The sequence below is a fragment of the Microvenator marinus genome (assembly GCF_007993755.1).
Lineage (GTDB): Bacteria > Myxococcota_A > Bradymonadia > Bradymonadales > Bradymonadaceae > Allomicrovenator > Allomicrovenator marinus.
The window spans coordinates 1,541,433-1,558,568 of record NZ_CP042467.1; the positions used below are offsets into that span (position 1 = coordinate 1,541,433).

Annotated in this window: 11 protein-coding genes; 6 read left to right on the forward strand and 5 right to left on the reverse strand. The window is 54.8% G+C overall.

Annotated elements, in window-relative coordinates:
• Nucleotides 1–4 precede the first annotated feature (4 nt).
• Nucleotides 5–2,080 carry a glycogen debranching protein GlgX gene (glgX, locus tag FRD01_RS06565; protein WP_146958594.1) on the reverse strand — a complete coding sequence of 692 codons (2,076 nt, stop codon included), beginning with the start codon at nt 2,078–2,080 and terminating at the stop codon, nt 5–7.
• A gap of 103 nt (nt 2,081–2,183) precedes the next feature.
• Between glgX and FRD01_RS06570 the strand changes: the two genes are divergently transcribed.
• The 4 genes from FRD01_RS06570 to FRD01_RS06585 all read left to right on the forward strand — a co-directional run bounded on the left by FRD01_RS06570 (nt 2,184) and on the right by FRD01_RS06585 (nt 10,220).
• Nucleotides 2,184–3,365 carry a C2 domain-containing protein gene (locus tag FRD01_RS06570; protein WP_249756065.1) on the forward strand — a complete coding sequence of 394 codons (1,182 nt, stop codon included), beginning with the start codon at nt 2,184–2,186 and terminating at the stop codon, nt 3,363–3,365.
• Between the two features lie 74 nt (nt 3,366–3,439).
• Nucleotides 3,440–4,636: a hypothetical protein gene (locus FRD01_RS06575; RefSeq protein WP_146958596.1), complete on the forward strand. Its 1,197-nt coding sequence runs from the start codon at nt 3,440–3,442 to the stop codon at nt 4,634–4,636.
• Nucleotides 4,637–4,709: 73 nt separating this feature from the next.
• On the forward strand, nt 4,710–7,478 hold the full coding sequence (locus FRD01_RS06580) for a M16 family metallopeptidase (RefSeq protein ID WP_146958597.1): 2,769 nt from the start codon (nt 4,710–4,712) through the stop codon (nt 7,476–7,478).
• A gap of 75 nt (nt 7,479–7,553) precedes the next feature.
• Nucleotides 7,554–10,220: an ATP-binding protein gene (locus tag FRD01_RS06585; protein ID WP_146958598.1), complete on the forward strand. Its 2,667-nt coding sequence runs from the start codon at nt 7,554–7,556 to the stop codon at nt 10,218–10,220.
• Here the strand turns inward: FRD01_RS06585 and FRD01_RS06590 are convergent.
• A complete protein-coding gene (locus FRD01_RS06590; protein ID WP_146958599.1) occupies nt 10,186–11,826 on the reverse strand; it encodes a hypothetical protein in 1,641 nt (546 codons plus the stop codon). The two genes, FRD01_RS06585 and FRD01_RS06590, sit on opposite strands and share 35 nt — an antisense overlap.
• Nucleotides 11,827–11,837: 11 nt before the next feature.
• Nucleotides 11,838–13,142 (reverse strand): chloride channel protein, encoded by a 1,305-nt coding sequence (locus FRD01_RS06595; RefSeq protein WP_146958600.1) that lies wholly within the window; start codon nt 13,140–13,142, stop codon nt 11,838–11,840.
• A gap of 97 nt (nt 13,143–13,239) precedes the next feature.
• On the opposite strand from FRD01_RS06595, the gene FRD01_RS06600 reads away from it, so the two are divergent.
• Nucleotides 13,240–13,923 (forward strand): SDR family oxidoreductase, encoded by a 684-nt coding sequence (locus FRD01_RS06600; protein WP_146958601.1) that lies wholly within the window; start codon nt 13,240–13,242, stop codon nt 13,921–13,923.
• Between the two features lie 7 nt (nt 13,924–13,930).
• Complete coding sequence (gene yaaA, locus FRD01_RS06605) at nt 13,931–14,707, forward strand: peroxide stress protein YaaA (RefSeq protein WP_146958602.1); 777 nt, start codon at nt 13,931–13,933, stop codon at nt 14,705–14,707.
• Here yaaA and FRD01_RS06610 read toward each other — a convergent pair.
• Together FRD01_RS06610 and FRD01_RS06615 are read right to left on the reverse strand one after the other, a co-directional pair.
• Nucleotides 14,700–15,674, reverse strand: coding sequence for a calcium/sodium antiporter (locus FRD01_RS06610; RefSeq protein ID WP_146958603.1), 975 nt, complete (start codon nt 15,672–15,674; stop codon nt 14,700–14,702). The genes yaaA and FRD01_RS06610 overlap by 8 nt on opposite strands.
• Before the next feature lie 85 nt (nt 15,675–15,759).
• Nucleotides 15,760–17,070: a hemolysin family protein gene (locus FRD01_RS06615; protein ID WP_146958604.1), complete on the reverse strand. Its 1,311-nt coding sequence runs from the start codon at nt 17,068–17,070 to the stop codon at nt 15,760–15,762.
• Nucleotides 17,071–17,136 lie beyond the last annotated feature (66 nt).

Consider the following 17,136-nt stretch of genomic DNA (forward strand, 5'->3'; position numbering starts at 1 on the left):
GCGCTCAATAGCGGTCATAGAGATTCGGAACGGCGTCGTAGATCTTACACGCCAAGATCAGCACACTTCGAGCTCGAACCTTGTAATAATGCGACTCCACTCCAGGTGCATCCTCGAACCTGAGAATCTCCTCACCAGCCGGAAGCGATGTGTCGATAAGCCGGCGCCAAGTCATACCGCCGGGCGGGTAAGGCAACTCGAACTCCAGGTCCTCCCAGAAGGCGTTCATCACCACGTAGAAGATCCCACTGGGATCTCGCAGCTCAAAGGCTATTGAGTGTGAGTGATAAGACCAGTCAGGCGTTCCGAGCTTTACACCATGCCAACGAATCGAGCCCGTGCTCAGAATCTTGTGCAAAGGTACTTGCCGATCCTGATGCAAGTTCAGGCTCAAACGCAGGCGGATTAACTCCTTCGTGAACCTCAATAAGTCCTCGTTCTTCTGGACTAGAGACCAATCAAACCAAGAGATTTCGTTGTCCTGGCAATAGGCATTGTTATTGCCGCCCTGAGTTCGCCTGACTTCGTCACCCATCAAAATCATGGGTACACCAAGAGACATCAGGGTTGCCGTCATAAGGTTGCGGATTTGACGCGCACGAAGCTCTTCTATCCTTGGATCATCACTCGGACCTTCCACACCGTAATTGCGACTCAGGTTATGGTCGGACCCATCTCTATTGTGCTCCCCGTTCGCCAAATTATGTTTGTGCTCGTAGGTAACAAGGTCGTTGAGCGTGAAACCATCGTGGCACGTCACAAAATTGATGCTCCGCTCCGGCGAGGTTTCTCGATGGTAGATATCAGGGCTGGCGAGGAGCCTCGAGATGAGGGCAGGTGCTCGGCCTTCGTCACCTCGAAAAAACGCCCGAAGATCATCGCGGAACTGTCCGTTCCACTCCTTCCAATGATCGCCATAAAACTTACCGACCTGATAGAGACCCGCGGCGTCCCAAGCTTCCGCGATGAGCTTGGTGTTCGCCAACACAGGGTCTGTTTCGATATCCCAGATCAACGGGGGATCAGCCATCGGATTTCCGTCAGCGTCTCGTGCCAAGATCGACGCCAGATCAAACCGAAATCCATCGACGTGCATTTCTTTGACCCAGTAGCGCAGGCTGTCCATGATCATGCGCCTCGAAACGCTCTTATTCGCGTTGAACGTATTTCCACATCCCGAAAAGTTCGCGTACTTACCCTTGTCTTGAATGTAGTAGGTGCCGTCGTCTATGCCTCGAAAACACAAGGTAGGACCGCGTGAATCTCCCTCACACGTGTGGTTGTAGACCACGTCGAGAATAACTTCGATACCTGCCTTATGGAGTGCCTTGACCATGTCACGAAACTCATCGACGGCTTGCCTTGGGTCCTCCGCATAGCCCTCGTGCACCGCGAAGAAATTCACGGGGGAGTAACCCCAGTAGTTGGTCTGGTCAGCTGGAGCGTCGGTTTCATCGAAATAGAAAACCGGAAGAAGTTCAACGGCCGTAATTCCCAACTCTTTGAGATAGTCGATCTTCTCTATCAATCCACGATAGGTCCCTCGAAGCCTAGGCTCTAAACCAGAGTTCGGGTGTTTGGTCATCCCTGAAACATGAAGCTCGTAGATGATGGTCCGCGAAAACGGGGTGTGCAGCGGTTTATCGTCTTCCCAGTCGTATTGAGCCGAATCCACAACCATCGACTTCAGCGCCGCACCAGCATTGTCTCCAGGCAAGAAGGCAGCTTCTCTGGAATAGGCCCTCGGTTTAATGATCGCATGAGCGTACGGGTCAACGAGGACCTTCTGTCCATCGAACCTCTGGCCATGTTCGGGGAGATGGGCGCCCCAGACGCGATACCCATAGAGCTGACCATGCCCTGCCCCGATTACATGGATATGCCAGTAGTGGCCGGTGCGGTGACTTCCAGGATTGAGCTCAAAGGTGCGGGTCGCCAGAGAGTCGTCCTCGTGGTCGAAGAGCAGAAGTTCCACCCGAGTGGCGAATCTCGAATAGAGACTAAAATTCACCCCTCTTGGTGTCACTCGCGCACCGAGTGGGTGCGTCAATCCACGCTCAATTTCCAAAGATCCTTCCATTCGTTTTCCTAGAAAATCTCTTGTCTTGAGTCTACATGCACCGAAACACCTGACTAGCCGAAAATTTTCTGGTATGCGTTCGAGCCTTGCGTGGAGATTGAAGATGAAGCCTCTTTTGAAGAATGTGTTCGGCAAACCGAGCTCGGCAATTTGTTTGGTGTGTTTCTTGACCTTAACTGCTGCGTGTGGGGATGACGAAACCGGTGCCACTTTGGAAAACAACTCGGACGTGCGACCTGATATCGAAGTCCCCGACACCCCAAATCCGGTCAATAACACGACGATAGCCCCGCCCAATAACTCGACCGGTGAGTGCACCGGATGTTTGCAAGGCGAAACCTGCCGCACAGGTCTGACAAGCGACGCCTGCGGGGCAGACGGCTTGGCCTGCGTGGCTTGTGAAACCGGACAGATTTGCTCTGAAGGTACATGCGTAGATGACGCGCCCACAAACAACCCTCCAAACAACACGTCGGGCTGCAACTCAATGACTTGTGATGGCTGTTGTGACGCGAACGGCATGTGTCAGACCGGCACCTCAGCCACTTCGTGTGGGGCGAACGGTGAAGCCTGTGCAGTTTGCGAGGTTGGCGGATGCGTAGAAGGCGTGTGCTCTACCGGCACCGCTTGTGGTCCAGACAATTGTGACGGGTGTTGCGATAATATCGGCATCTGTCAAACCGGAGACAATAACAACGCGTGCGGCACCGGCGGACTCGCCTGTGACTCCTGTGGTGACGGAAGCTGTGAAGCCGGTATGTGCGTTGCTCCACCTTGCGCTGAGACCTGTGACGGGTGCTGCATGGGTGAGGTCTGTGTAGACAACACCACCGCAGCACAGTGCGGAATTTCAGGCGAAGCGTGTTTCGCCTGCACGGGTGAAGAGTCCTGCATGGGCGACGGAACCTGCGGCATCCAAAACTTCTGGAAAATCACTATTCTTTCCGCGGTAGTAGACTACTGGTGGGACGATACCTTCTCCTCCGTTGACCCCTATGTTTACGCGGAGTTAGAGTACCCGACGGGCACCTACATTTGGGGCGAAACCACGACCAAATGGGATAACAACTTTCCGATTTGGTCCGAAACGGTTCTTGAGGATATACCGGAAGAAGCCTTTGCAAACGGCATTCTTTTGGAAATGTGGGACGAGGATACACTTTCATCGGACTTCATCTGCAGCTGGTATTACACGGTCACACCACCACTCGCTGAGGGTATCGTAGAGACTGATTGCCCAGATGACCCGTGGACCACGATTCGCTGGAGCATCGAAAAGATGTGAGACTGACTCTTGAATCAGCCGCCTAATTCAACTAGATAGGGCACCTCATTGTTTGAATTGAAAAGAGGTACTCTATGAAGGTTCTAGTGGCCGCCTTGATTTTGGCGCTGGCTGCAGCGTGTAGCGACGATCCCGCTCAAACTCCTACCAACAACATGGACATGGACTCCACGGATGCCCAAGACGATTCTGGTCAAACAGGCGGAGATATGTCCGAAGCCGACATGAGCGAACCTGAGCCAGATATGGCCGAAGACATGCCTGCTGAAGAAGACATGGCGCCAGAGCCAGATATGATGGCCGACATGGAGGCTGATATGGACCCGGTCGACCCTCCTCTTCCATTCACCTGGCCCGCGGACCCGACGGCATTTGCGAATACCTCGACGGATGCCTCTTATATCTACGAGCTCTTGGTCCCCGAGACTCAAGATGGTGTCGCAGTGTGCTGCAAAGACTTCGGCGCTATCTCCAAGGCTCCTGGCATCGACAACGCGCTCGCCAATCTGAACGATACGCTCGCTCTTTTCGGGGCTGATATTCAGGCACCGCTGACGGACGCCATTGAAAACGGAAGCGCGGTGATTCTGCTCGACCACCGTGAGCTCGACGGCGCGACAGACCCAGATGGGTTCCTCCTCTCCTGGCTCGCCGGCAGCTTCGCAAACGGCACAGATTACGGGTCAGCTGCAGCTTCCAATGGCCAATTCACGCTTCTCCCAGCGGCATTCAAGCCAGGCACGGGAGAGCCGCTCGTGGTGTTTAATCCCGCGAGCATGATGGCCAACGAGATGGCTGCCGGCCCGACTAGCCTCGACTTCTCACTACCATTCCTCGGCTCAACGCTTTCCCTAGCCATCCAGCAGGCGGAAGTCTCGGGCACCGCAACGGTTCCTAATGACGGAATCGCCTATACGGACGGCGCGCTATCAGGTTGGGTAACTCTCGAGTCGATGTATACCGCCATCAATACGATCATCGACCAAAACTGCGCCTGTATTGGGAACACACAGCCCATCTACACCCAAGATGCTACCAATCAGGAATGGGAAGGTGCATGCGTAGCTAATGTCAACACCGTCTGCCCAAGTAACGCTGAGGAAATCTGCCGAGTACTCGCCGGTAGCAATATCCAAAACGGCGGAGTTTGCGGCGTGCTTCCCTCAATCCTTCAGGGCGCGGCTGATATCGATGCTGATAACGACGACAATTTCGAAGCCCTTTCAATCGGCTTCGAGTGGAGCGCTGCTCGCGCTGACATCGTCCCCTAAATCCGTATTCAACTTGGGGAGTTTCCTCGCTCGTGGTAGTTCCTCGGACGTAAATTTCGTCTGAGGAGTTGTCATGAACATTCGTTATTTGTTTGGGGTTGCAGCAATCGTTGTAGGTTGTGCCACGCCACCAGAGAAACCCGAGCCCGCAGCCAAGATCGTTGAAGAGACCATCACCACGGAGCTCCCCGAAGTCGACATTCCCTTCACAAAATTTGTGCTGCCAAACGGTTTAACACTCGTCGTGCACGAGGACCGAAAGGCCCCACTTGTGGCTGTCAACGTTTGGTATCACGTAGGCTCGAAGAACGAGTCCCCCGGCCGAACCGGGTTTGCGCACCTTTTTGAGCACCTGATGTTCCAGGGGTCGGAGAACTATCAAGGCGAATACTTCGAACCGCTTGAAAAAATTGGCGCTACCGATCTCAACGGCACCACAAACCGCGACCGCACCAATTACTTCCAAACTGTGCCGAAGCACGCACTCGACGTTGCGCTCTTCATGGAGTCCGACCGCATGGGCCACTTCGCGGGCGCCATCACGCAAGAGAGGCTCGACGAGCAGCGCGAGGTCGTCAAAAACGAGAAGCGTCAGAACTACCTAAACCGCCCTTATGGCCGTGTTTGGATGTTGGTGACCGAACTCGCGTACCCGGCCGGCCACCCCTATTCGTGGACCACAATTGGCCGCATGGCAGACCTTGATGCTGCCACGCTTGACGATGTCAAAGAATGGTTTGGCAAGTACTACGGGGCCGCCAACGCAACGATCGTGCTTTCGGGTGATATCACGCCCGAAGAAGCGAAGGCCAAGGTCGAAAAATACTTCGGTCATATCCCGCCAGGGCCTCAAGTAGACAGACCCGGACCACGTGTGGCCCCGATGGATTCACATTCCCGCTACACGTATTCGGATAAGGTGAGCGAAGCCCGAATTCATCGCGTCTACAACGTGCCTCAATGGGGGACCGACGAGCTCGAACACCTTCGGCTCGCGGCCTACGTCATGGGCTGGGGCAAGACGTCGAGACTCTACAAACGACTCGTCCACGACGAGCAACTCGCCACGAGTGTTTCTGCCTATACCTCAGACGGCGAGATTGGTTCACAACTTTGGATCACAGCGTCTGTCAAAGCCGGTGTGGACCCAAATCGGGTTGAAGCCATTATTGATGAAGAATTGGCCTGGTTCATGGAAGACGGACCGACTTATGAAGAGCTCACCCGCGCGCGAGTCAAGCTCCTCTCCTACTTCATCGGAAGACTTGAGCGCGTTGGAGGGTTCGGTGGTACGTCAGACCTTTTGGCTCAAGCCGAGGTTTACGGCGGCGAGCCGGATTCGTATCAGCGCTCACTCGCAGTCTATAAGAGTGCGACACCTGAGGAGGTTCGAAACTCAAGCCTTCTCTGGCTGACCCCGGGCTCATTGACACTGACCGTTGTACCCGAAGAAAAATTCTCCGCGGCGCCGCCCGCTGTGGACCGAAGCGCACTACCGACTATCGGCGCACCGGGCGACTTTGACCTCCCCGAGATTCAACGAAAGACCCTATCCAATGGAGTGGAGGTCCTTCTCATGCAAAGAGAAGACTCACCGATGGTCAACGTTCAACTTCTGTTCAAAGGCGGCTACACGGCAGACCAGCTTGCGAAACCCGGCACCATGAACCTGACAACCTCATTGATGGACGAGGCCACAGAAACCCGCGATGCGATGGCAATCGCTGGCGAGCTTGAAGACCTTGGGGCGAGCCTCTCGTTGTCTTCATCACTCGACTCTACCGGCATTACGCTTCGCTCGCTCGGAACGACGCTCGAGCCCGCGCTCGACGTGGCGATGGATGTGGTGATGAACCCGACCTTCCCCGAGACTGACCTTGAACGAGAGCGCCAACTCACACTTTCTTCTATTCAACGCGAGAAGACTCAACCTGCGTCTATGGGGCGTCGACTCATTGGCCCCCTGCTCTTCGGGGACTCCCACGCATATGGGTTGCCATTGACCGGCTCGGGATACGAATCGACCGTGCGAGAAATCAAGCGTGAGGAACTCGTGCAAATGCACAAGTCTGTCTTCACGCCAAAGAACGTAAAAATCCTCGTCACGGGTGGAATTTCGCTCGACGAAATCAGCGCGATTCTCGAGTCGAAGATGCAGGGATGGACCGCAAAAGACGTGGCTCTTCAAGAGCCAGGACCCGCCCCTCAAAGGCAAAAGTCCGAGTTCGTGATCATCGACAAACCTGGCGCTGCGCAGTCCATGATTATCGCCGCCCATCCGATTCCAGAAGCCAAGGCCCTAAACGTCCCCTTGGCCGACCTGGTCAACGATGTCATCGGCGGCTCTTTCACGGCTCGTATCAACATGAACCTCAGGGAAGACAAGGGCTGGTCCTATGGTGCGCGTTCGTTTGTGCTGAGCACGTTGGGGCCTCAGGTCTTCGGCGTCTCGACCGGCGTTCAAACAGACAAGACGGCTGAGTCCATCGTTGAGATCGACCGTGAGCTGCGTGAGTACTTGACCACCCGTCCTCCTACGGAAGAAGAGCTCGAAAAGGCCAAAGCGTCCCGCACACTTAAGCTGCCAGGACGAAATGAAACCACTTCCGGTCTGCTCTCAAGTCTTAACGAAATTGCGCTCTTTGGGTATTCTGACGACTACTTCGAGACCTATGCCAAGGATGTGAACGCGAGCAGCGTAAACGACTTGATCAAGCTTGCTCCGGCCCTGATTCAGCCAGATAAACTTCTCTGGGTGGTCGTTGGAGATCGCGCCACGATTGAGGCAAAAATTAAAGAGCTCGGATTGGGCGAGGTCAAGGTAATGGAACTCCCCGAGTAAATTCCAAGCTCTGCACTTGCAACGAACTCGAACTTGGGCAACTCTCCAATAATACTCTGAAATTTCCGAGAAGTTATGCCAGGCAACCTTCCAAAACCTACCACCACATTTGTGGGACGAGACGCTGAACTCAATACGATGAAGTCTCGATTCGGTGCGGGTCAACGCCTCATCACGATTCTCGGACCTGGTGGTGCAGGCAAGACGCGACTCGCCAGCGAGTACGCTCGCCGTTTTGATCAAGACTATCCCGGAGGTGTTTGGTTCTTCGAGCTCACGCCCTACACCAATGGCGAGGACGCGCTCGAAGCGGCACGGGCGGAGTTCAATATTCGAGAAAAGGGCGGAAGCGCTATCAAGGCTATCGCCCACCAGATCGAAGAAGACGGTCCTGCCCTCTTCATTTTGGACAATTTGGAACACCTCGCCATCGACTTCGCGGACGCTGTTTCAAAATTCATGAAGCTCAGTCCGAACACCCAGATTATAGCGACTTCGAGAGAGCCGCTTCACGTCATTGGCGAGTACCAAATCCGCCTTGGTCCTTTGCAGGCTCATGATGCCGTAGAACTCTTTAAGGCCAGAGCGGCAGCGCACGTACCAAACTTCGAACTCGACGACGATGGGCGCAGATCCGTCCTAGAGCTTGCGGGTCGAGTAGACTATCTACCTCTTGCGATCGAGCTTGCGGCATCACGCGTAAGCCTTCTCAGCCCTGCAAACCTAGTAGAACGACTCACTCATCGAATGAGTGCGCTTAAGAGCCGTGAGAGAGACCGCCCGGAGCGCCATCAAACCATCGCGGCAACCATCGAATGGTCTTGGGAGCTCCTTCCAGCGTCGTGTCAAGATGCCCTCTTAGACCTGTCGCCAATATCCGGTACTTTCACGCTCGAAGATGCCGAAGAATTGCTCGATGGCGACGCTTTGGAGTTGGTTTCGGGGCTCCTTGATTACTCGATGCTCGAAAGAGTTGGAGAAGACCGATTCAGGGTGCTTGGAACCGTTCGGGGTTTTGCGCATATTCGACTTATGGATACTGAGCGCGCTCAGAATGTGCTGGATAAACATGCGCTCTATTTCTCTTCCAGAGTCTTGGACGCCCACCATCTGGACGCCAACGGATTTCGACTCGTTTTACCTACGCTAAAGGAAGCCGCAGCCAATCCCAACGTATCTACCAAGGTGAGAGCTCGGTGCGCTGTGGCTGCTGCTAGAGTGCTCAATAATAGCGACGGCTTCGGGGCCATCATTCGTGAACTTGAGGCGATTGAAACGTACTCGGAAGACGCGCGCGATCCCGATATCTTTGCTGAGTCTTTGCTCTTCAGAGCTGTGTATGCGCACGACCAGCGCCAGCTAGAAGCCGCCTTAAGACTAGTGGAGCGGGCCCGTGAAAGCACTCAACACGAGTCGTTATTGCTAAGAACCCATGCGTTGCGAGCCATGATTTTGGCGGCTGATGGTCACCTCAAGGATGCGTTCGAACTCCTGGAAACGGCGCTCAAAACACAGAAGACCTCCGACCCGCGCCTCCAGCTCTTGATGCGCGGAAATCTTGCGATGATCGCGTTTTCTCTTGGCGACCAACAACGAGGCACCGAACTTCTGGCCGAGACTTTGGTACAAGCCGAGGCTCTCAAAGATCACGGTACGCGGGCGCGAACCTTGACCAACCTCGGGGTTGCCGCAAGTGCGCAGGGAAGAGACGACGAAGCGCGAAGGTACTTTCGAGACGCCGCACAGATCTTGGACGAACTGGGAGACACCAAATTCCAAGCGGTGGCTATCGCATCTCTGGCTGATATCGAACGCCACGCGGGCAACAATGATGCGGCGCTCGAACTCTACGCCCAGGGACTCGAACTCGCCCGCAGTGCAAAGTCTTCGAGCATTGAACTTCGCTGCCTGGCCGGGCGCGCGAGCCTTTATCTTGACGCACAAGACCGCGGCTACCTCGTCCAAGCCATGGAGAAAGTTGAGGACGAGTCCGAGACTATCGATTCGCAAGTCACTCGGTCCTATCTCTTTTTCTTCGACCTCTGGTTTGAGAATGACCCGTTGGCTCGGCATCAGGCCAGATTGATGCTCGACTTTCAGACCCTTCCCGACGCATGGAAGGCTGTCATCGCGGGACTTCTGGCGCTTTCATACGCGGTTCGTCACGATTTTTCGGCAGCAGAATCGAATATCCAACGCGCAAAAACCTTCGCGACGGGCGAGTTTGCTCCAGCTTTTGTTTCTGCGGCGGAGCTCATTGCTCGGCGGATTCAAAACGCCTCTTCCGAAGACTACGCACCAGCTCTTCAAGCTCTACAGAGCGCATCTTCGGACGACCTCACTGTATGGCCAAGATTCGAAGCTCTTAGGCTTCTGCGTGAGATTGCGCGACGCCATGCGCCGCAGACGTCCAAGGCAGTTCTCCGAATCACGAAAGACGGCCGCAAATTCATCGCCCCCGGCGAGAACGAGGTCATCGACTTCACCCGCCGTGGTGCGCTCCGAATGATCCTCGTTGGTCTAGCTGAGCTACGCCGTGACCAGCCGGGTGTCGGTATTTCCCTGGATGACGTACTTGAGATGGGGTGGCCGGGTGAACGGGTGACTCCTGAAGCGGCGGCGAGCCGTGTCTACACGGCAATTCGTACGTTGCGCGGCTTTGGCCTTGATGACCACCTCCTCACTACCGATCAAGGCTATCTCTTCTCTACAGAGCTCGACGTCTCGTTCGAAGAGCTCTAGCCCTTACAACACCCTGACCAAAGAAAAGTAGCAAGAGCGCAAAAAGAGGACTACCCATCCCAGGCGTGGCACATCCTGTGCCGGAGACGATGGTCTCCGTCGTGGGAAGAGGCAGCTCCATATCCGGTGCTCCCATATCAGGTACGCCCATATCAGGTGCGTCTTCACACGCATCTCCAACACCATCGGCGTCTGAATCCATCTGGTCGGCATTGGCAACATCAGGGCAGTTATCCTCAGAGTCGTAGACTCCATCAGAGTCGCCATCACGTCGCACCACAATATCCCCAGTTGATACCGAACCCGCAAACCCACCTTCATTGGGACGAGTCCAAGTAGCGGTGTTTGAAACAACCGTGCCGTCTTCTACGTCGGCGATCACGGCATCCACCACAATTTTGACTGACTCACCGGGCTCAACGACCACGTTATTGAGCTCTAGGCCACTTGCTGCTGTGTTTTGTGTGCCCGAATCATTCGAGACCAAAACCCACGACTCAAATGCATCCGAGAACTCGTCAGAAAGCGTTACCGTGCCGGTCTCGTTTCCGGTGTTCTCCAGATGAATCTCGAACCGCACCATTCCCCCCGCCAGCGCCACTTCGGAATCAACCGAGGTCCATTGTTTGAAGGAATTCTGGGTCAAGACAGGGTCAAAGAGATTCACGCCCACCACGTTCACCGCGAGCCACACCTTATCCTCGCCGGCGCTATAGGTCAGGGCGACCTTGGTATCTCCAGCCGTCAAGGCCCCCGTGATATCGAACCTATCTACGTCCACTCCCACCACACCTTCACGAACTGGGTCAGTGGTGTTGATGGTACGATTGAACGGGTTGTTCACCGGATTGATGGAGTCTTCGAGGCGCAATGGTCCTGCCGCTCCCGGCAATCCGTTAACCTCGATGAACTCCTCACCTTCGCCAGCCGTATCGCCTTCCAGCACAAAATAGGTCAGCTCGCCGTCTGGATTTGTATCTACGTTAACGTCGAGTTCAAACGTCACAGCTTGCTCGGCGAGCACGTAATTTCCGTCGTAGAGGGCCACCCGACGCGGAGGAAGTGTGTCCTTCTCGTAGACCCAGAGAAAAGCCGCTGAGGCCGTATCTGTTGAACCGTCTGCGATCAGGCCCTCGTACTCGCTCACTGACCACTGCCCCACGATATCGGGTCCCGCATCGGCTGAGATATCGGCGTGACAGACCCACACATCGTATGAGCCGGCATCCGCCCCCGAACAATAGCAGCGGTCTGCAACGATTTGGCGCACGGCACCATCTGGCCTAGAAATTTGAACCTCACGATCGGCGTCTGAGCCCACACAATCGTCACCGTTTTGAATCTGAGTTCCGCCCCAATAGAGTCGGGCCGCCACCAAGTTCACATCCGATGGAAGAGCACTGGCCGAAACATTGACCACGGCAGGGAGAATCAGTTTGTCGGCCCGCTGATTGGAATTCGTATCGTAGGCCATGGGCACGCCAGTCATGAACGCGCTCACGCGCCCCTCCCACGACTCTCGAAGCTCCAGCGGCTCGTTGGCAAATGCCGGCGCAGCCACGAGATTCAAACCTAATAGACAAAGACATTTAAGTTTCGAAGACATTATTCTACCTCTCAATTCGAGGCGTCTTCTGCCACTTTTCCTTCTGAAGTTCCACCCTTTTGAGGCGAATCAATTTCGGCAATGGTCTCGGTTTGCTCTGGAATCTCACTACTCTTAAAAAGACCCACACGTTGGGCGGAGTAAATCGACCTGTGACCGGTCAAGATATAGGCCACAAAACAAACCAACATCACGTGGGGTAACACGTGAATCCCCAGCAATTCTGCCGCCATCACGCTAAGGGCCAGGGGCGCATTGGACGCTGCAGCGAACACCGCAGCGAGCCCCACCCCCGCTCCATATTCGACCGGAATGCCGAGTACCCCCGAAAGCACGCTCCCGAGCGCCGCCCCAATAAAGAACAACGGTGTTACCTCGCCGCCCAGGAAACCTGCACCAAGGGTGATCGCCGTAAAGATGAGTTTGAGCGCGAATACCTGAGCTCCTAGCCCAGGCTCTTCAAACGCGCTCAAGATCGTGGGTACACCAAGACCAAGATACTGGCTGGTGCCAACGACCTTCCAAAGAAAGACTACCAACACGCCGCCGATAAACATGCGCAGAGCCGGGTGCTGAACCCAACGGCCAAGATGCGCCTTGATGAGATGAGTGAGCTCGATAAACCCAACGGTTGCGAGCGCCATGGCCGCTGCAAATACGAGCCATTTCCCCATCAAGATTGGCTCCAGACTCAGGTCTCCCAGAACTGGGTACGCTGCGTGCCCGACTCCCCAGGCATGGCAGGTCCAGTCTCCAACGATGGCTGCCGCGAGGCACGGCGCAAACGCTCGGTAGCGCAGGCGTCCGAGCACCACAAACTCCATCCCGAAAATCATTCCGGCGATCGGTGTCCCGAAGACCGATCCGAATCCACCGGCGACGCCTGCGCAGATCAACTCCTGCCTGTATTTCTCCGGAATCTTCAAAGCGTATAACACGCCATCTGCGATGCTCGCCCCCATCTGGACCGCGGTCCCTTCGCGCCCTGCACTTCCGCCAAAAAGATGCGTCCACACGGTGCCGAGCATGACCATTGGAGCAAGACGAAGCGGTATCTGAGGCCCGCCCTGCCAAATCGTGTCCACCACCAGGTTCGTACCTCGTATGACCGATTGGCCCCAACGGTGCAGAATCCAGCCCATCAAGAGACCCGCGACCGGCAAGAAGTAGACAATCACCTCATTGGTATTGCGCGTCAGGGTTGCCCATTCGAGGAGCACCAAGAAGAGCGCCGATGCCGAACCGGAAAGCAGGCCAATGAACGAGCCAATCGCCAACCAAAACCCGAGCACTTTGATTCGAGGCACTAACGTCATAGTCGTGCTTTACCCGCAATCGACCAAATTGCAACTCTTCGCGGACCTTTGTCATCTTAGGTGCGCGTTTGACCCCAAACTGACTCAAAGGAGAGAAATGCACTTCTTAGTAACTGGCGCTAATCGTGGTCTAGGGCTCGAATTCACAAAACAACTCTTGGAGGCAGGACACCAGGTCATAGCGACGAGCCGCAATCCTTCGGAGGCTTCAGACCTTCGGGCGCTTGAATCGGCCTCGTTGCGTCTCATGGCTTTGGATATCTCAAAGCCTGAGAGTGTGGATGCGTTCGCCAAAGCGTTGAACGACGAGGCCATCGATGTCTTGATCAACAACGCCGGCCATTACTCACGCGTATCGGTAGGTTTTGACCACCTCAACTTTGACGGTGTTTTGCACGACTTCGCCGTCAATGGGATTGGTACTTTGCGGGTGACCCAGGCGCTCCTTCCCAATCTGCGACGCGGAAACGCAAAGAAGATCGCGAATATCTCTTCGAAGATGGGTTCGATCACCGACAATACAAGCGGAGGCTCCTACGCCTATCGTATGTCGAAAGCTGCGGTGAATATGGCGACTCGCTCGCTGGCCAACGATCTCAGGTCCGAAGGGTTCACCGTGCTGACCTTCCATCCCGGCTGGGTCCAGACTGATATGGGCGGCCCCAACGCGCTGATCGAGCCACCGGAAAGCATTGCCGGTATGCTCAAAGTCGTTGACAATGCCGGCCTTGAACAAAGTGGCCGATTCTGGGACTACCGCGGTCAAGAACTACCCTGGTGAGGTTTTTATGATTTCGATTCTATCGCCCGCAAAAACACTCGACTACGAGAGCCATCTGCCTACCGAAGTCTCCACGATGCCGGATTTCTTGAATGACTCCGAAGAGTTGATCAAGACGCTTCGAGACTACGACCAAAAAGGTATCGAGAGCTTGATGAGCGTCTCAGAGAAGATCGCGGACTTGAATGTGGAGCGCTACAAGACATTTGAGCTCCCGTTTACTCCCGAGAACGCCAGACCGGCGATTTTCGCGTTCAAGGGCGATGTCTATCGCGACCTCGAGCTCGACCAGTATTCGGAATCAGACTTGAGCTTTATGCAGGCTCATGTCCGCATTTTGTCTGGACTATACGGGATTTTGCGCCCATTGGACCTCATGCAGCCTTATCGCCTGGAGATGGGTACCAAGCTGAAGACCAAGCGAGGAGCCGATCTCTACTCGTTTTGGGGCTCTAAGATTTCTTCGGCACTCAACAGTGCCCTTGAAGATCAAGGCGATGATATCATCGTCAACTTGGCTTCCGACGAGTACTTCAAGTCGGTCGACACGGGCACGTTGAAAGGTCGAATTGTCAAAATCAACTTCCTCGACCTTAAGAAGGGGAAGTACAAAATCGTGTCGTTCTACGCGAAGCGCGCCCGTGGTCTCATGACCAACTTCATTTGCCGAAACCACGTGAACACTGTGGAAGGGCTCAAGGAATTTGCGGTGGCGGGGTACTACTTTGATGAGAAACGCTCATCGAAGAACGAGCTCACATTCTTGCGAGACGAGCCTAAATGATCCCGAGCGAGTCGAGCACCAGATAGGTTGTGTAGACGAAGTATGACGTGAAAAGCAGACCACCTTCGACCCTATTGATTCGCCCCTGCCCTTTGAACCCGTAGCCTAGAACCACCAGTGCGATGGTCATCACTGTCATCGTGGTCACGTCTCGGTAGAGCAAGTCTTTTTCAAGGCTGAGCGGGTGAATCACCCCAGCCAAACCCACCACAACCAACGTATTGAACATGTTGGAGCCGATCACGTTTCCGAGGGCGATATCGTGTTCACCACGCCGCGCCGCCATCACGGAAGACGCAAGCTCTGGCAGCGAAGTGCCAATGGCTACCACGGTCAGACCGATAACGAGGTCCGAAACCCCTAGCGATTGAGCAATCTCCACCGCGCCCCAAACAAGCATTCTAGAACTGATGACCAGAAGGATAAGACCGACCACAGTCCACACCACAGCCATTCCTATGGACTCGTGGTGGGAATCCAACTCGTCCTCCATCTCTTTGCCAAGATGGTCTCCACGTTCCTTCAGGCCGCTCCAAATCGACCACGCCATAAAGAGCCCAAACGCCCCGAGTAGGATTCCGGCATCACTTCGGGCAAGCATGAGATTTGAGAGAAGAATGGCAGTCAGGAGTGTGGCACCGATAAGAATAGGAAGTTCGCGTTTCAGAATCTGCGACTGAACCGCAATAGGGCTGATGAGAGCGGTCACACCCAAAATCAATGCGATATTTGTAATGTTTGAGCCGTACGCGTTGCCAAGCGCAAGCCCAGGATTACCCTGAAATGCTGCCAGCACTGACACCACAATCTCAGGAGCAGACGTACCAAAGCCAACGATGATCATCCCGATCAGAAGTGGCGGCATGCCAAAGTGGGCTGCCGTATCCGAGGCACCCACCACAAACTTGTCGGCCGACCATACCAGCAAGATCAAGCCAAGAACCAACGCCACGATGGGTAGCAACATACGAGTCTTTCTCCTTCAAAATACCCAGAGACCATCCGGCAGGGTCGCTACCACAACTCGCGCACGTCATACAATTGAGAGCGGGTTAATCGACGAATTCTGCTATGGCTTCGTGAATCACTGGTTGGGCGAGCACCTTGTCGATTCGATGGCCATCAAGGTCCACCACTTCAAATGTCCAATCCTGCCAAACCGTTGTTTCGCCTGTTTGCGGCACGCTGCCAATCAACCACATCATCATCCCGCTCAGCGTGTGATAGCGCCCCTTTTCCTCTTCAGGAACAGACTTGAGGTTTAGCCTATCCTTGAGCTCGGGAATCGGAATCAGACCATCCAAGAGCCAACTTCCGTCCGGTCTTTGAACCGCCCAAACATCCTCGGGGTCACGAGGCTTAAATTCGCCCGCCAGTGCCTCCAAGAGGTCTTGCAACGTAATCAAACCCAAGACTTCGCCGTACTCATCCACCACGAAGACCATCTGAGCACCGGACTGCCGGAAATGCTCCAAAAGCTTGATGCCAGTCAAAGACTCCGGAACAAATACCGGAGGCAGGATGTGTTGGATGATGGAATCGGTATCCTCGCCCTCAACCGCTAGTTTCAAGAGTCGCTTGGTACTCACGACTCCGATGAGGTCCTTGAGCGACCCCGAATACACAGGAAACCTGGAGTGGTCCGAGTGCATCACCACCTCGATCATCTCGTCAAAACTCTGCCGAACATCGATACCTACAATCTCACTTCGAGGGGTCATCAGAGAAGCAATCAAGCGGTCGTCGAGCCTGAAAACATTCCGGAGCATTTCGTGCTCCTGCTTTTGAATCACGCCCATCTGAGAGCCTTCCACAAGCACCGCTTGAATATCTTCTTCGGTAAGATTCGAACTACGAAGCTCGCTTTGGCCCATCAGCCGCAAGATAGTGTCGGTGGAAAACGAAAGGACAAACACGAATGGCCGGGAGATCTGAGCCAGTAACGAGATAGGCGCCGCCACGAGCCGCGCTATCCCCTCGGCATTGAATTGCGCGATACGCTTCGGAACGAGCTCACCGACCACGATAGAGACATAGGTGATTCCCGCTACTACGATACCCGTCGAGCTGATGCTCGCCGTCTTCTGGTCCACGCCCAGCCCCACCATCCATTCCGCAAGGGGGACGGCGAGCACGGCCTCGCCGAAGATACCGTTCAAAATACCTATCGCGGTGATTCCGATTTGCACGGTGGACAGGAATTGCGTGGGCTCTTCACCGAGCTTCATAGCCCGCTTTGCCCCGCGGTCTCCTTCCTCAGCCATCCGGCCAAGTCGACTTCGTTTTGCAGCTACCAGCGCGATTTCAGACATGGCGAACGCGCCGTTCAGGACGATCAAAGCAACCAATATGGCGAGGTCCAAAAATTGACTCCGTAAAGTTAATACCCCGCTAACCTAATCCCCTTTTACTTTCTTCCAAGAAATTTC

Bases quoted from the DNA above. Each gene is read 5' to 3' on its own strand.
- FRD01_RS06600 (WP_146958601.1), top strand. From the start codon at position 13,240: ATGCACTTCTTAGTAACTGGCGCTAATCGTGGTCTAGGGCTCGAATTC.
- FRD01_RS06610 (WP_146958603.1), bottom strand. From the start codon at position 15,674: ATGTTGCTACCCATCGTGGCGTTGGTTCTTGGCTTGATCTTGCTGGTA.
- FRD01_RS06590 (WP_146958599.1), bottom strand. From the start codon at position 11,826: ATGTCTTCGAAACTTAAATGTCTTTGTCTATTAGGTTTGAATCTCGTG.
- yaaA (WP_146958602.1), top strand. From the start codon at position 13,931: ATGATTTCGATTCTATCGCCCGCAAAAACACTCGACTACGAGAGCCAT.
- FRD01_RS06570 (WP_249756065.1), top strand. From the start codon at position 2,184: ATGAAGCCTCTTTTGAAGAATGTGTTCGGCAAACCGAGCTCGGCAATT.
- FRD01_RS06585 (WP_146958598.1), top strand. From the start codon at position 7,554: ATGCCAGGCAACCTTCCAAAACCTACCACCACATTTGTGGGACGAGAC.
- FRD01_RS06575 (WP_146958596.1), top strand. From the start codon at position 3,440: ATGAAGGTTCTAGTGGCCGCCTTGATTTTGGCGCTGGCTGCAGCGTGT.
- glgX (WP_146958594.1), bottom strand. From the start codon at position 2,080: ATGGAAGGATCTTTGGAAATTGAGCGTGGATTGACGCACCCACTCGGT.
- FRD01_RS06595 (WP_146958600.1), bottom strand. From the start codon at position 13,142: ATGACGTTAGTGCCTCGAATCAAAGTGCTCGGGTTTTGGTTGGCGATT.
- FRD01_RS06580 (WP_146958597.1), top strand. From the start codon at position 4,710: ATGAACATTCGTTATTTGTTTGGGGTTGCAGCAATCGTTGTAGGTTGT.